The organism is Lentzea sp. HUAS12 (assembly GCF_024125735.1).
Lineage (GTDB): Bacteria > Actinomycetota > Actinomycetes > Mycobacteriales > Pseudonocardiaceae > Lentzea > Lentzea albida.
Genome location: NZ_CP099738.1, coordinates 4,097,619 through 4,113,027 on the forward strand (window position 1 = coordinate 4,097,619; position 15,409 = coordinate 4,113,027).

General features: G+C 70.5%; 13 protein-coding genes and 1 pseudogene. 11 read left to right on the forward strand and 3 right to left on the reverse strand.

All coding sequences use genetic code 11. The features are described 5' to 3' along the window. Nucleotides 1-243: 243 nt before the first annotated feature. Genes ND450_RS18005 through ND450_RS18020 form a run of 4 tightly spaced genes read left to right on the forward strand, consistent with a single transcriptional unit; the run spans nt 244 to nt 4,464 of the window. A complete protein-coding gene (locus ND450_RS18005; RefSeq protein ID WP_253327239.1) occupies nt 244-1,140 on the forward strand; it encodes a LytTR family DNA-binding domain-containing protein in 897 nt (298 codons plus the stop codon). Then, entirely contained in the window at nt 1,137-1,538 is a 402-nt protein-coding gene (locus tag ND450_RS18010; protein WP_089926327.1) for a hypothetical protein, read from the forward strand. The genes ND450_RS18005 and ND450_RS18010 overlap by 4 nt, the downstream gene beginning before the upstream one ends. Then, nucleotides 1,535-3,274, forward strand: coding sequence for a cation acetate symporter (locus ND450_RS18015; RefSeq protein ID WP_253327240.1), 1,740 nt, complete (start codon nt 1,535-1,537; stop codon nt 3,272-3,274). Before ND450_RS18010 ends, ND450_RS18015 begins: the two co-directional genes overlap by 4 nt. A gap of 14 nt (nt 3,275-3,288) precedes the next feature. Continuing rightward, a complete protein-coding gene (locus ND450_RS18020) occupies nt 3,289-4,464 on the forward strand; it encodes a sensor histidine kinase (RefSeq protein ID WP_253327241.1) in 1,176 nt (391 codons plus the stop codon). 478 nt (nt 4,465-4,942) lie between these two features. On the opposite strand, the pseudogene ND450_RS18025 reads toward ND450_RS18020, so the two are convergent. Then, a pseudogene (locus tag ND450_RS18025) lies at nt 4,943-5,350 on the reverse strand (transposase); the annotation flags it as partial. A gap of 746 nt (nt 5,351-6,096) precedes the next feature. On the opposite strand from ND450_RS18025, the gene ND450_RS18030 reads away from it, so the two are divergent. The 3 genes from ND450_RS18030 to ND450_RS18040 all read left to right on the forward strand — a co-directional run bounded on the left by ND450_RS18030 (nt 6,097) and on the right by ND450_RS18040 (nt 9,163). Continuing rightward, nucleotides 6,097-6,915: a metallophosphoesterase gene (locus ND450_RS18030; protein WP_253327242.1), complete on the forward strand. Its 819-nt coding sequence runs from the start codon at nt 6,097-6,099 to the stop codon at nt 6,913-6,915. 3 nt (nt 6,916-6,918) lie between these two features. Beyond that, nucleotides 6,919-7,560 carry a 4'-phosphopantetheinyl transferase gene (locus ND450_RS18035; RefSeq protein ID WP_253327243.1) on the forward strand — a complete coding sequence of 214 codons (642 nt, stop codon included), beginning with the start codon at nt 6,919-6,921 and terminating at the stop codon, nt 7,558-7,560. A 124-nt stretch (nt 7,561-7,684) separates the two neighbouring features. Beyond that, nucleotides 7,685-9,163, forward strand: a complete 1,479-nt coding sequence (locus ND450_RS18040; protein WP_253327244.1) for a glutamate--cysteine ligase — start codon at nt 7,685-7,687, stop codon at nt 9,161-9,163. A 41-nt stretch (nt 9,164-9,204) separates the two neighbouring features. Here ND450_RS18040 and ND450_RS18045 read toward each other — a convergent pair whose 3' ends face one another. Further along, a complete protein-coding gene (locus ND450_RS18045; RefSeq protein WP_253327245.1) occupies nt 9,205-10,893 on the reverse strand; it encodes a cellulase family glycosylhydrolase in 1,689 nt (562 codons plus the stop codon). A 150-nt stretch (nt 10,894-11,043) separates the two neighbouring features. Between ND450_RS18045 and ND450_RS18050 the strand changes: the two genes are divergently transcribed. Genes ND450_RS18050 through ND450_RS18065 form a run of 4 tightly spaced genes read left to right on the forward strand, consistent with a single transcriptional unit; the run spans nt 11,044 to nt 15,074 of the window. Further along, nucleotides 11,044-12,105, forward strand: a complete 1,062-nt coding sequence (locus tag ND450_RS18050; protein WP_253327246.1) for an ATP-binding protein — start codon at nt 11,044-11,046, stop codon at nt 12,103-12,105. After that, nucleotides 12,102-13,715, forward strand: coding sequence for a hypothetical protein (locus ND450_RS18055; RefSeq protein ID WP_253327247.1), 1,614 nt, complete (start codon nt 12,102-12,104; stop codon nt 13,713-13,715). Before ND450_RS18050 ends, ND450_RS18055 begins: the two co-directional genes overlap by 4 nt. Continuing rightward, nucleotides 13,715-14,383, forward strand: coding sequence for an NAD-dependent protein deacetylase of SIR2 family (locus tag ND450_RS18060; RefSeq protein ID WP_253327248.1), 669 nt, complete (start codon nt 13,715-13,717; stop codon nt 14,381-14,383). The genes ND450_RS18055 and ND450_RS18060 overlap by 1 nt, the downstream gene beginning before the upstream one ends. After that, a complete protein-coding gene (locus ND450_RS18065; protein ID WP_253327249.1) occupies nt 14,376-15,074 on the forward strand; it encodes a class I SAM-dependent methyltransferase in 699 nt (232 codons plus the stop codon). Before ND450_RS18060 ends, ND450_RS18065 begins: the two co-directional genes overlap by 8 nt. Here ND450_RS18065 and ND450_RS18070 read toward each other — a convergent pair. Next, nucleotides 15,067-15,333, reverse strand: a complete 267-nt coding sequence (locus ND450_RS18070) for a hypothetical protein (protein ID WP_253327250.1) — start codon at nt 15,331-15,333, stop codon at nt 15,067-15,069. The genes ND450_RS18065 and ND450_RS18070 overlap by 8 nt on opposite strands. Nucleotides 15,334-15,409 lie beyond the last annotated feature (76 nt).

The window sequence follows — 15,409 nt, forward strand, 5'->3', positions numbered from 1 at the left end:
ACCCGATCGGAGGGTTTCCGCTCCTCCCCCACCTGTCGGATGATGCGGCCAATCGGGTTCACGGGGTGGGAGGGGATGCTGCCGTGCACACGCCCTGCGACCGGACCCCCGCGAGAAGTCACCCTCCGTGAGAGGGCATGATCGCGTATCCGACGCCCTCGGCTCACCCGGCGCGCGATGACCGAGCGTGGTCCAATCGCGCCACGTGAGGATCGGCCGCACACAGTTTGGACTCGATCTCGAATGACCTCAGGTCTGCCCTGCCCCATCTGCGAGGGGCCGGATCGACGTGGCAGCCTCGAGCGCTCGCTGCGGGTGCTCGCCGTCGACGACGAGGCACCGGCGCTGGAAGACCTCACGTACCTGTTGCGCTCCGATCCGCGCATCGCCCACGTGGAAGCGGTCACCGACGCCACCAAGGCGCTGCGGGTGCTGCACCGCGCGATGGACGCCGGGCAGCCGTTGGACGCGGTGTTCCTCGACATCCGCATGCCCGGGCTCGACGGTCTCGACCTCGCCCGCGTGCTGTCGCGGTTCGCGCAGCCGCCGCCCGTCGTGTTCGTGACGGCGCACCAGCAGCCGGCCGTGGAGGCGTTCGAGCTCAAGGCGCTCGACTACCTGCTCAAGCCCGTGCGGCAGGAGCGGCTGGCGGAGTCCGTGCACCGCATCGTGCACGAGGTCTGGGACTCGAAGACCGCCACCGAACCGTCCGCCCCGGCGCCCGCGCAGCAGCCCGCGAAGTCCACGCCGCCGGAGATGGGTGACGAGGTCATCCCCGTCGAGCTCGGCGGCGTCACGCGGTTCATCCGCCTCGCCGACATCCGGTACGTGGAGGCGCACGGCGACTACGCCCGCCTGCACACCGCGACCGGCAGCGGCCTGGTCCGCGCCGCGTTGAACGGCCTCGAGGAACGCTGGCGCAGCGCCGGTTTCGTGCGCATCCACCGCAGCCACCTGGTGTCGCTCGGCCACATCGACGAGCTGCGCCTGGAGGAGGGGCACCTGAGCGTCACGATCGGCGGCGCGGTGCTGCCGGTCAGCCGCCGGCACGCCCGTCACCTGCGGCAACTGCTCGTGCGCCGCGCCCGGCCCGCGCCCGTCACCGGGGGCACGCAACCGAGGAACGGGCTCGGGTCGTGACCACGCCACCACCTCCCAGGCCGGACCCCAGACCGACCCAGCGCGTGGTGGTGACGAGCCCGCGCACGCGGGCACCCCGCGCACGGCGCCCGTACTCGGGCACGCGCGAGATCAACGAGCAGAGCGAGCTCGGCGCCGTCTACATGCGCACGCTGATCCGGGCGCAGCGGCGCCTGGGCCTGTCGGTGTGCCTGGTGGCGTGCGGCGCGCTCGGCCTGCTGCCGCTGCTGTTCGCGATCGAGCCCGACCTCGGCAAGTTCCGGGTCCTCGGGCTCGGGCTGCCGTGGTTCCTGCTGTGCGTGGCGACGTGCCCGATGCTGCTGCTGGCGGGCTGGTTCTACGTGCGGCAGGCGGAGCGCAGTGAACGCGAGTTCGCGGAGCTGGTCGAACGTCCATGACGAGTGGGTATGCCATCGTGGCGGTGGTGGTCGTCGTACTGGGCACGATCCTCGTCGGCGCCTACGGTCTGCGCGTCTCCCGCACCACCTCCGACTTCTACGTCGCCTCGCGCACGGTCTCGCCGTGGTGGAACGCGTCCGCGATCGGCGGCGAGTACCTGTCGGCGGCGTCGTTCGTCGGCATCGCCGGGCTGATCTTCGCCTACGGGCCGGACATGCTGTGGTTCCCGGTCGGCTACACCGCCGGGTACCTGGTGCTGCTGACGATGGTCGCGGCGCCTCTGCGCCGGTCCGGCGCCTACACGCTGCCGGACTTCGCCGAGGCGCGCTTCCGCTCGCGGGGTGTGCGCGTGGTCGCGTCGATCCTGGCGCTGGCGATCGGCTGGCTGTACCTGTTGCCCCAGCTGGAAGGCGCCGGCCTGACGCTGAACACGGTGACGGGCGCGCCGGACTGGGTGGGCGCGCTGATCGTCACGGCGGTCGTGACGGCGAACGTGATGTCGGGCGGCATGCGGTCGATCACGTTCGTGCAGGCGTTCCAGTACTGGCTCAAGCTCACCGCGATCACCGTGCCGATCGTGTTCCTGGTGATCGTGTGGCAGGTGAACGGCGCCGAATCGCTGACCAAGCCCGAGTTCCCGGTGTTCCGGCAGGACACCGACGTCTCGTTCCAGCGCCAGACGACGATCCACGTCGAGAAAGCCGTGCTGGTCAAGGGAACCGGCTCGGTCGACGGCGTGCGGGTCGGCGACACGGGACTGGTGCTGGGCGAGGGCTACCACCGCATCGCGCAGGGCGCGGAGCTCACGTTCCCGAAGGACGCCCCGGTCCCGCATCTGTCCACAATGGCGCACAACACCAACGAGATGTGGTCGCTGCCGATGTCGAGCGGCGCGGACTTCCCGTTGTACGGGGCGTATTCGCTCATCATCGCGACGTTCCTGGGCACCATGGGCCTGCCGCACGTGATCGTGCGCTTCTACACCAACCCGAACGGCACCGCCGCGCGCCGCACGACGTTGATCGTGCTCGGGCTGCTGGCCTTCTTCTACCTGATGCCGCCGATCTACGGCGCTCTCGGCCGCGTCTACACCCCCGAACTGCTGATGACCGGCCAGACCGACGCCGTGGTGCTGGTGCTGCCGACGCGGATGATCGACGGCGTCGGCGGTGAGCTGCTCGGCGCCCTGGTGGCGGGCGGCGCCTTCGCGGCGTTCCTGTCCACGTCGTCGGGTCTGGTGGTGTCGCTCGCGGGCGTGCTCTCGCAGGACGTGCTGCGGCTGGGCGGTGTGCGCGGCTTCCGGTTCTCCACGGTGCTGGCGGGCCTGGTGCCGCTCGCGATGACGTTCGTGTCGACCGGGATGCCGGTCGCGGACATGGTCGGCCTCGCGTTCGCCGTGGCCGCGTCCTCGTTGTGCCCGTTGCTGATGCTGGGGATCTGGTCGAGCCGCATCACGACGGTCGGCGCGATCGCCGGCATGCTCGCGGGCGGTGTCCCGGCCCTGACCGCGGGTCTCGTCACGATGTTCGCCGACACCGGTGACGCCTGGTACGAGATCCTGCTCTCCCGCCCCGCCGCGTGGACGGTCCCGCTCGGCTTCGCGGTGATGTACGTGGTCTCGCTGCTCACCCAACGGCACGTGCCGGCGGGGGTGCAGCGCACGATGGTCAAGCTCCACGCGCCCGAGAACCTCGGGCTGGACGGCTCCGGCTCCTCCTCGGACGACCGGAGCTAGAAGGTGACGCGCTGATGCAGGACTTCCTCACCGCGGCCGCGATCCTGGTCGTCGGCGGCGCGGCCGTCCTCGTCCTGTGGCGAGGCACGCGCAACAAGCAGCAACTCTCCACCGAGGCCCAGCGCGTGACCTACGAAACCCTGCACATGGCCTGGTCGGCCGCACCGCCGCTGCGCGCGGGCCTGGTCCCGGACGCGGCCAAGAAGTCGGCGCGCCACCTGCGCACCCTGCTCGACACCCCGGCGCTGGCGCTGACCGACGAGACCGAGGTGGTCGCCTGGGAGGGCGTCTCCGACCACCACGCGGCCGACGCCATGGCCCAGGCCGAGGACGTGTTCCTGACCGGCCGCACCCAGGCGTTCGACATAGGCTGCAACGAACCCAACTGCCCGATCAACTGCGCGGTCGTGGCCCCGCTGACCGTCGAGGGCAGGGTCGTGGGCACCCTCGCCGCCTACTCCCGCGAGGCCTCCGCGGGCCTGGTCAGAGCCACGAACCAGGTGGCCCGCTGGGCGGCGGGCCAACTGGAACTGGCAGAACTCGACCGCTCCCGCACCCGCCTGGTCGAAGCCGAGGTGCGCGCCCTGCGAGCCCAGATCTCCCCGCACTTCATCTACAACTCGCTCTCCGCCATCGCCTCCTACGTCCGCACCAACCCGGAACGCGCCCGCACCCTGCTCCTCGACTTCGCGGACTTCACCCGCTACTCCTTCCGCCGCCACGGCGACTTCACCACCCTCGCCGAGGAGCTCCGCTCCATCGACCAGTACCTGGCCCTGGAACGAGCCCGCTTCGGCGAACGCCTGAAGGTGACGCTGCAGGTCGCGCCAGAGGTGCTGCCGGTGACCGTCCCGTTCCTGTGCCTGCAACCCCTCGTCGAGAACGCCGTGCGCCACGGCATGGAGGGCAAGGTCGAGCCGGGCCACATCCAGATCTACGCCAACGACGGCGGCGCCGAAGCGCACATCACCATCGAGGACGACGGCATCGGCATGGACCCCGAAAAACTCCGCCGCACCCTCGCCGGTCAGGTGGACGAGTCGGCGGGCATCGGCCTGGGCAACATCGACGAGCGGCTGCGGCGCGTGTACGGGGACGAGTACGGCCTGGTCGTCGAGACGGCGTGCGGGCTGGGCACGAAGATCACCGTGCGGGTGCCGAAGTACCACGCGGGGATCAGCGACATGTGAGGGCAGGCGGTCGAGCGCGGTAGGGAGGCCGAGGCGCTCTTCCGCACCAGAAGGCGATGGCATGGTCGAGCGCACCTGCCACCCGGCGCAATGGCGAAGCCGAGGCGTCCCTACCTCGCCTGCCCGGGCAAGCGGTGGTGACTCAACCCCGACGGCGATTGGGGCTTGACTTTGGGTGCGAGGCCTTGAACTTGACCACTCGGCCGGGCTTCACAGACCGGCCTTTTCCAGGCCGGGAAAGGCCTCGCAAGGGCCCCGAAGTCAAGCCCCAATCGCAATCGTCGCGAAGCGGCGATGAAACAACCCGGCTCGACAAGACCCAACGCGGCCACCGGCAAAAGGTGACACGACCGCACTAGGTGACCCCTCCGCTGGAACCGGCACGAGCCCGCACAACCGACCCACAAAACAAGCAAACAAAACGCCGGAGCCACCCTTCTTCAGGATGACTCCGGCGAAGCCGAAACCCGGCGCGTCAGCTGGCCGCCTTGGCCGCCCGCCGGTCAGCCGCGTCCAGCACGGCCCGGATCCACTCGATCTCCTCGGCACCGCAGGCCCCTTCGGCCACCGCGCGCCGCAGCCGGACCCACAGGCCCAGGTCGGTCCACTCCTGGAACCGCCGGTGCACCGTCGGCACGGTCACCCCGAACGAGGCCGGCAGGTGCCGCCAGGCGCACCCGGACGACAGCACGAACACGATCGCGGTGAACACGGCGCGGTTCGAGACGCGGCCGCGGCCTCCGCCCTGCCTGCGCACCTTGGCCGGCGGGATGAGCGGTTCGACGACGGACCACAGGTTCGCGGACACGAGGCGGGCGGAGAGCTGTTCGATGACGTCGCCGCGGCCCGAGTCCACGCTCGTGTCGGGCCAGGCGGAGGTGCGCATCCACGACTCGGCTCGCGGCGTCACGTCGGCGGGCCTCGGGTCCTGGCGGGCGGACTCGGCGCGCTGGCGGGAGCGGAGCAGGGTGGCGAGGGCGGTGTCCTCGGCCGTGGTGCGGCGTTGCGGGACGGCGTAGGCCTGCTGCTGCTGGGCGTGGCGGGCGATCTCGGCGCCCACGGTGCGGCGGAACGACGGGTTCGCGGCTAGGCGCGGGTCCACCGGCTGGCCGTAGCGGGGCGGCGGGGTCTGGCGCGGCGCGAGCTGGCCGGCGCGGGCCGGGACCTGGCCCGTGACCGGGCGTCCGGGGACCGCCTGCTGACGTGCGGGCACCGCCTGGCGGCCCGCCGCGGCCTGGCGCGAGCCGACCTGGGCCGCACCCGCCTGTCCGATCGGGGCCTGCCGCGTGGGGTGGGCGGGCGCCTGACGGGGCGGGACCTGGCGCGCGAGGCGCGGGTCCGGGGTGCGAGCGAACTGCGAGTCGGTCATGGTGTGGTCCTCCGCCAGGACTTTTCCGTCTGGTGACAGCGCTCACAGTAAGAAGCCGGTTACAGACGAGGTAAGTGCGCAGGCCCCTAAAGGCGATGAGCGGACGTGCCGTGGCGATGCGCGGCTCATCCTGTTGAGACGAGTGGTGCACTGTCTGCGACGAACGGATAACCGGTCGTGGTACCGCTCTCACGATCGAGTGAGAGCGCGATCACCGGGAGGGGGTGATCGCGTTCCGTTGACTCCGGGGATACCGTCGGTGCGTGAAGCTCTTGGCCACCAGCGACCTGCACGTCTCCTACCAGGACAACCGCGACGCCGTGGACGCGATCACCGCTCCCGACCCGGCCGACTGGCTGATCATCGCCGGGGACGTCGCGGAGAAGTTCGACTCCATCGAATGGACGCTCACCAAGCTCCGCCCGCGGTTCGCGAAGGTGATCTGGTCGCCGGGCAACCACGAGCTCTGGACCACCAAGGACGACGCCAACCAGTCGCGCGGCGAGGTGCGCTACAAGCAGCTCGTGGAGCTGTGCCGCAGCCTCGACGTGATCACTCCCGAGGACCCGTACGTCACGTTCCCGGGGCCGAACGGTCCGGTCACCGTCTGTCCCCTCTTCCTCGGGTACGACTACTCCTTCCGGCCGACAGGTGCCACGGACGTGGAGTCGGCTCTCGCCATCGCGCACCAGGCGGGCGTCGTGTGCACGGACGAGTACTTCCTGCACCCCGACCCGTACCCGTCCCGGCAGGCGTGGTGCGAGGCACGCGTGCGCGAGACGGAGCAGCGGCTCGCGCAGATCACCGGCCCGACCGTGCTGATCAACCACTACCCGCTCGTCCGCGACCCCACGTTCGTGCTGCGCTACCCCGAGTTCGCGCTCTGGTGCGGCACGACTCTCACCGCCGACTGGCACACGCGGTTCAACGCCGTGGAGATGGTCTACGGCCACCTGCACATCCCCCGCACGACGCACCACGACGGCGTGCGCTTCGACGAGGTCTCGCTCGGCTACCCGCGCGAGTGGAAACCACGCGGCACCACCCAGGTGAAGCTGCACGACGTGCTGCGGGAGTCGTAGACCATGCTGGAACAACTCCTGCCCCACCCGATCGCGGCGGTGGAGCGGTACGACGACGACGAACCGGTCGAGCTCTTCCCCGAGGAGGAGGCGCAGATCAGCAACGCCGTCCAGAAGCGCCGCTCGGAGTTCGGCACGGTCCGCGCGTGCGCCCGCGAGGCCATGCGGCGCCTGGACGTCGAGCCCGCCCCGATCCTGCCGGGCCCGAAGCGCGAGCCGCTGTGGCCGCCGAACGTCGTCGGCAGCCTCACGCACTGCAAGGGCTACCGCGCGGCCGCACTGGCCAGGGCGTCGGACTTCGAGACGATCGGCATCGACGCCGAACCGCACCAGCCCGCGCCGGACGGCGTGCTGGGCGCGATCGCGGTCCAGGCAGAGCTCGACCGGATGGCGGGCCTGCAGGCCGCCGACCCGAAGATCTGCTGGGACCGGTTGCTGTTCAGCGCCAAGGAGTCGACCTACAAGGCGTGGTTCCCGGTCACGAAGCGCTGGCTCGGGTTCGAGGACGCGGACATCACCCTCGGCGCCGACGGCACGTTCCACTCGCGCATCCTGCTGCCCGACAGCCCGATCGCCGGGTTCGAGGGCCGCTGGCTGGTGCAGGGCGACATCCTGGTGACGTCGATCGCCGTGCCCGCGGTGTGAGCGGGACCGGCTGAAACGCGGCCACGCGCCGTCCGCTCGTCCCGGAACACGACACACGAGTGTCGGATTGATCAACCATGGTGCACGATGGTGGGGTGAACCCTCGACCGCCGGGAGGCCACCAATGGGCGAGGACGTCGCGAAGCACGAGTTCACGCGCGAGGACCGAACGCGGTACCGCACCAAGGTGCGCCGGTGCCTCGACGTGTTCGCGCGGATGCTGCGTGAGGCGCGCTTCGACTTCGAGAGGCCGATGACCGGTCTCGAGATCGAGATCAACCTGATCGACGAGAACGCCGATCCGGCGATGAAGAACCACGAGGCGCTGCAGGTCATCGACGACCCGGACTTCGTGACCGAGCTCGGCCAGTGGAACATCGAGATCAACGTGGCCCCGCGCCGGCTCGCGGGCGGCGGCATCACGGCCTTCGAGGAGACGGTCCGCCGCAGCCTGAACGACGCCGAGCAGAAGGCCCGCTCGGTCGGCGCGCACATGGTCATCAACGGCATCCTGCCGACCTTGCGCAGCAAGGACATCTCGCCCGACCTGCTGTCGAGCAACCCGCGCTACGCGTTGCTCAACGAGCAGGTGCTGGCGGCGCGCGGCGAGGACCTGCAGATCGCCATCGACGGCGTCGAGCGGCTGCACCTCACGTCCAGCTCGATCGTCCCCGAGGCCGCCTGCACGAGCACGCAGCTGCACCTGCAGGTGAGCCCCGAGCAGTTCCCGGCCTACTGGAACGCCGCCCAGGCCATCGCGGGCGTGCAGGTGGCGGTGGGCGCGAACTCGCCGTTCTTCCTGGGCAAGGAGCTGTGGCGGGAGACGCGCATCGCGCTGTTCCAGCAGGCCACCGACACCCGCGGCGACGAGCTCAAGGCGCAGGGCGTGCGGCCGCGCGTGTGGTTCGGCGAGCGGTGGATCAACTCGATCTTCGACCTGTTCGAGGAGAACGTCCGCTACTTCCCGGCGCTGCTGCCGATCACCGACGACGAGGACCCGCTGGCGGTGCTCGACAAGGGCGACACCCCGTCGTTGAACGAGCTGAAGCTGCACAACGGCACCATCTACCGCTGGAACCGGCCGGTCTACGACGTCGTCCGCGACCGCCCGCACCTGCGCGTGGAGAACCGCGTGCTGCCCGCCGGGCCGACCGTCGTGGACACGCTCGCCAACGCCGCCCTGTACTTCGGGCTGGTGCGGGCACTGGCCGAGGACGAACGTCCACTGTGGTCCCAGATGAGCTTCCAGGCGGCCGAGGAGAACTTCAACGCGGCCTCGCGCAACGGCATGGACGCGCAGATGTACTGGCCGGGCGTCGGCACGGTGCCGGTCGTGGAACTGGTGCTGCGCAGGCTCCTCCCCCTCGCCCACGAGGGCCTGATCCGGTGGGGCGTCGACTCGGCGGAGCGCGATCGTTTACTGGGCGTCATCGAGCAGCGCTGCCTGAGCGGCGTGAACGGCGCCACCTGGCAGGCGCGGGAGTTCCACCGGCACTACGACCACAGCCATCTGGACCGGGCCGACGCGCTGCGCACGATGCTCCGGACCTATGTGGACCTGATGCACGCCAACGAACCCGTGCACAGCTGGCCGTTGACGTAGGAGCGGGGCGTGGCCGCCGGAAGACGGCCACGCCCCTCGGTTCAGCTCGTCGGGAAGTTGTCCGGCGTGCGGATCCGCTCGCGCACCCAGACACCGGCGGGCTTCAGCACACCGGTGCCCGCGAACGTGGTGCCGGAGCACGTCCCGGTCTTGAACACGGCACCGGTCAGGCCGTCGTCGGAGAAGTTCCAGTTGGCCCACGAGATCTTCTTGCGGGCCATCAGGTCGACGTATTTCTGCGACATGGTGAAGTCGTTCGAGCCGCCACCGGACGCGGCCTGCGTGCCGAACTCGGTCACGAACACGGGGACCTGGCTCGACACCTGGTCCAGCACGCTCAGGTACTCGTCGCGGTGGGCCTGGGCGTAGAAGTGGAACGAGTACATGAAGTTGGTCGCGTTGACCCGGTTGTTCAGCACCTCGGACGGGCTGTCGCCGTCGGAGTGGCCGAACGTCGACCAGCCGTTCGTGCCCGAGACGATGAGGCTGTCCGGGTCGATGTTCCGGATGACCGGGATCATCTGCTCGGCGTAGGACTTGACCCGCGACCACGACGTGCCGTTGGGCTCGTTGGCGATGTCGTAGATGATGTTGGTCTTGTCCTTGTGGCGCTGGGCGATCTCGGTGAAGAACGTCTTGGCGCGCGCCAGGTTGTAGTTCGGGTCACCGGGTGAGAGCTGGTGCCAGTCCACGAGGACGTAGATGCCGCGGCGCGTGGCCTCCTCGATGTAGCCGTGCATCAGGTCGGTGAACCTGCGGGGGTCGGTCTCGTAGCCGTCCTCCTGGATGTACATGGCGACGCGGATGAAGTCCGCGTTCCAGTCGTTCACCAGGGCGTCCCACCACTGGGACTTGGAGCACTGGTGGTACCACTGGATGCCGTGCGTGCTCATGCCGCGCAACTGGATCGGCTTGCCGTACTGGTTGCAGAGCTGCACGCCGCACACCCGCAGCAGGCCGTTGACGTCGTGCGGCCGGGTGCCGCCGGGCGTGCCCGGCCGGGTGCGCACGGAGATCGAGTTCGACGCGCCGGACAGGTTGCCCGCCGCGTCCCGCGCCTGCACGGTGAAGGTGTAGGCGGTGTCCGGCGTGAGGCCGGAGACGGTGTGCGTGGTGCCGGTCGCCGTCTGCCCGTTGGACAGCACGTAGTCCGTCACGCCCACGTTGTCGGTGGACGCGTTCCACGCCAACGAGATCGACGTCGCCGTGGTGCCGGTGGAGCGCAGGCTTGCAGGGATCGAAGGCGCCACGGTGTCCGGCGTGCCGCCGCCCTGCGCGTCGACGTCGACGCGGTCCAGGTTCGGGCCGCCGTTCGACGTGGTCGCGACCGTCTTGATCTTGTTGGTACCGGCCCTGAGCGTGATCGAGGTGGACTTGGTGGTCCACGACGTCCACGCGCCGGTGCTCGGGAACGACAGCCGGCTCGCGACCACCGAGCCGTTCACCGAGATGTCCATCGGGCGGTCGGCCGTCTGGCCGTTGGCGAACCGGAAGGTGAGGTTCGCCGGTCCGGCGGCGGCCGCGTTCACGGTGAACTCGACGGAGCTGCCGACCTCGTTGTCGTAGTTGACGAAACCACTGCCGGTGAAGCCCGCGTGGTTCGACTCGACGAGGCCGTTCGAGATGGTCGCGCTCTCGGCCTGGTACTGGACCGGGGCCGCGACCGCGACGGCCGGGACGACGGTGAGCGCCAACGCTGCTGGGACTACCAGCAACAGGGATCTGGCCACAGGTGCCTCCTGTGTGAGGGGAACAGCAGGGCGCGGCGGCGATTTAGTTAAGAAGGTTTCCTAACGTTGGCATCACAGCACCGGACCTCTGCTCCTGTCAACAAATTCGGGCGACCGGGACAAGGGTGATGAGGCATCCTCGACCACCTGATGCGATCCACAGTCACCGTGACACCAGCACAGCTCCCGGAGGTGCTGCTGCACGTCGCCGTCGTCCGGCCGGTCTTCCTCTGGGGAGCACCGGGTATCGGCAAGTCCTCGCTCGTCCGCCGGTTCGCCACCGAGCTGGGCCTGGAGTGCGTGACGCTGCTGGGCACCCAGCTGGCGCCCGAGGACCTCATCGGAGTTCCGGAACTGGTCGGCGGCCGGTCCCGGTTCGCCCCGCCCGAGTCCATCGCGCGGCACGACCCGTACTGCCTGTTCCTCGACGAGCTGAACGCGAGCTCCCCCGAGGTGCAGAAGGCGTTCTACTCGCTGATCCTCGACCGGCGCATCGGCTCCTACGAACTGCCGAAGGGCTCGATCGTGATCGGCGCCGGCAACCGGGCGGTCGACAACGCCCTGGCGCGCCCGATGGCGTCCGCACTCGTGAACCGCATGATCCACGTGCACCTCACCGCGTCCGCGCGCGACTGGCTCGCCTGGGCGCGCCGCAACGACATCCACCCGTGGGTGCTGGAGTACCTGACCCAGCGCCCCGACCACCTGTGGAGCGCGGCGCCGAAGGTCGAGGAGACGTTCTCCACGCCGCGCGGCTGGCACATGCTGTCCGACGCGCTGCACTCGTTCGGCGAGGACATCTCCGAGGACCTCCTCGGCGTGCTCGCGTTCGGCACGGTCACCGCGAACCACGCGTCGATGTTCAAGGCGTACGTGAAGACCGTGCGCAACGCCTACGGGCTGGAGGCCGTGCTGCGCGGGGACACGCGCTGGCCTTCGGCGCCCCAGGACCGCGACCTGCTGTACTTCCTGGGCGAGGCGTTCCGCGCGCGGCTGGTGAAGGAGCTGCCGCACGACAAGGCGCACGCGTCCGCGGCGGGCAAGCGGCTCGCGCACCGGGGCAAGGCGCTGCTGCTGGAGCTGGCCGAACTGTCGCTCGAGATCGCGCAGATGGTGATCGCGGCCGACGACGACGGCAACCCCGTGCTGCCCGCGTGGTTCCTCGTCGAGGTCACCCGCGACCTGCCCCGGCTGGTCGCGGCACGCGCATGAGCAGGCGCCGCAAGGGTGTCGCGGACCCCGCCGCGCTGGCGTTCGAGGCGGCGGACCGGCGGATCGACGCGCATCCGCTGTTCGCCGCCCTGAGCACCTACGTGCGCCGGCAGTCCGACCACCCGTGGGCGGACATCTCGCTCGACGGCCTGCTGTTCGCCCACCCGACGCGGAGGGCGACCGAGGACGAGTGGGCGTGGGTGTTCGCGCACTGCCTGCTGCACCTGGGTTTCAGCACGTTCTCCTGTGACGACGTGCTGGACTTCCAGCCCGCGCTCAAGTTCGGCAGGCGGCCCGGCTCGTGGGAGCCCGGCCGATGTGTCCGCGGTGAGGAGTCGAAGGACCCCGGGAAGTGGGCGAACCGGTTCGCCGCCGGGCTGTCCAACGCCGCCGTGGCCGCGATCGACGTGGCGGGCGGCGCGCGGTCCTCGCTGTCCGACTCCCGGCCGGTGAAGACCGAGTGGGAGCTGGCGCTGGGCTGGTTCGTGTCGAACTACCCGCTGCTGGGCGCACTGGCGTCGACGATGACCGTGGTGGCGGACGCGGAACTGGCGCGCGGCTGGGACATCTCGATCGCCGCGGTGTCCGCCGCGTCGGCCGAGATCTACGTGAACCCGTTGGCGGGCTTGACGAAACCGGAGTGGCGGTTCGTGCTGGCGCACGAGATGCTGCACGCGGCGCTGCGCCACGGCGACCGGACCGGCGGGCGGGACCCGTACCTGTGGAACGTCGCCGCGGACTTCGTGGTGAACGGCTGGCTGGTCGAGATGGGCGTCGGGTCGGCGCCGTCCGGGGCGCTGCACGATCCCGAACTGCGCGGCCTGTCGGCGGAGTCCGTCTACGACCGGATCACGACGGACCTGCGGCGGTACCGGAAGTTGCTGACACTGCGCGGGAACCGGCAGGGCGACCTGCTCGGCGAACCGTTGCGCGGACCGGCCGACTTCGCCGACCTCGACGACTTCTACCGGCGTGCGTTGCTGACGGGACTGAGCTACCACACGTCCGCGCGCGGACTGCTGCCCGCGGGACTGGTCGAGGAGATCCGCGCGCTGGAACACCCGCCGCTGTCGTGGGACGCCCAGCTGGCGCGGTGGTTCGAGGAGTTCGTCCCGGCCGCGGAGAAGCGGCGCAGCTATGCACGGGCGTCACGCCGCCAAGCGTCCACTCCGGACATCCCGCGGCCCGGCTGGCTGCGACCCGAGGCACTGGAGGCGCGGCCGACGTTCGGCGTCGTGCTCGACACGTCCGGCTCGATGGACCCGCGGTTGCTGGGCAAGGCTCTCGGCGCGATCGCCTCCTACGCCGCGGCACGTGACGTGCCCGCCGCTCGCGTGGTTTTCTGTGACGCGATGGCATATGACGCCGGATACGTGCCCGTCGAGGACATCGCGGGCCGGGTGGCGGTGCGCGGGCGCGGCGGCACGGTGCTGCAGCCCGGCATCGACCTGCTCGAACGCGCCCCGGACTTCCCCGCGGGCGGGCCGATCCTGGTGATCACCGACGGCGGGTGCGACGTGCTGCGGATCCGGCGCGAGCACGCGTTCCTGATCCCGGCGGGGGCCCACCTGCCGTTCCGCGCCCGCGGCCCGGTCTTCCGGATGTCCTGATGGAGATCGCCTGCGACGAGTCGGGGTCCGAGGGCGAGAAGCTCGTCGGCGGGGTCACCGCGGTCTTCGCGCACGCGGCCGTGCGGTTCTCCCACTCCGACGCGGCGGCGTGCGTGGAGTCGTTGCGGGACATGATCAAGTCACCGGCGCAGGAGTACAAGGCGAACCACCTGCTGCGGACGAAGAACCGGTGGGCGCTGCTGTGGTTCCTCGGCCCGGACGGCCCGCTCGCCGGGCGCGCCCGCGTGCAGCTCGTGGACAAGCGGCGGTTCCTGGCCTCACGGGTGCGGGCGGAGTTCGGCTCGGTGACCGGGCCGTTGGAGCTGTACAACGACCTCCTGCGCGTCCGCGGCCCGCGCGGCGCCCTGGACCCGTTGTTCCCGGCGATCCTGCGGGCCGTCGCCCAGTGGGGCGGGCCGGTGTCGATCGTGCACGACCAGCAGCTGTCGCTCACCGACGGGCGGATCCGGCAGCTCAAGGAACTCGCACCACGGCTGGAGAGCCTGGTGCTGGCCGACTCGCAGTTCGACGCCCGCGTGCAGGTGGCCGACTTCCTGGCCGGCATCGCGCGGCGCGTCGCGGAAGAGGAACTGCACGGGCGCCCTGACCGAGAGGTGATCGAGTTGCTGATGCCGTTCGTCGTCGGACCGGGGATGTGGCGTGCCTGACGCGATCTTCGCCGATCCCCGGCTCGCACGGCTCTACGACGCGTTCGACGGGCCGCGCGACGACCTGGACCACTACCTGGCGATCGCCGCCGAACTCGGTGCGGCGAGCGTGCTGGACGTCGGCTGCGGCACGGGGTGCTTCGCCGCGGTGCTGGCCGACGCGGGACTCGCGGTCGTCGGCGTCGACCCGGCGCTCGCGTCGCTGGACCTCGCGCGGGACAAGGATTCCCGGGTCAGGTGGATCCACGGCGACGCGACCACCCTGCCTCCGCTCCAGGTCGATCTCGCGACGATGACCGCGAACGTGGCGCAGGTGTTCCTCGGCGACGACTGGGAGGCGACGCTGCGCGGCGTGCACGGCGCGTTGGGTCCCGGCGGGCACCTGGTGTTCGAGTCACGGCGGCCGGAGGCGAAGGCGTGGGAGGGCTGGGCCACGACCGCGCACCGGGTGGTGGACGGCGTCGAGGAACGGCGTGAGCTGCTCGGCGTCGACCTGCCGTTCGTGTCGTTCCGCCACACCTACCGCTTCCCGGACGGCACGGAGGTCGCCTCGGACTCGACGCTGCGGTTCCGCTCGCGCGCCGAGATCGAGGAGAGCCTGGTGGCGTGCGGGTTCGAGGTCGTGGAGGTGCGCGACGCGCCGGACCGGCCAGGACTCGAGAACGTGTTCGTGGCGCGGAAGGTCAGCTGACCAGCGCGGGCTGCTTCCACGCCTGCACGAGCCACGGCAGGACGCGCGGCAGGCGGTCGGCCACGATGTCGTGCAGCACCAGCACCATCCGGCCGGAGTGCTCAGGCCCGGCGTCGAGCCACACGACGTGCATCAGCACACCGGCCTGCAGGTCGAGTCCCGCCTCCGCCTCCGCGAGGGCAGCGGGGGTGGCGGCGACGGGATCACTCACCTCGTGGTGCGCGAAGCCGGAACGACACAGCTCGGGATGCAGTTCCACCAGGGACTCCATGGCGGCGGCGAGGCGTCCCACACCCAGCCCTGCCCGAACCTGCACCGTAATCGCTCTCACATTA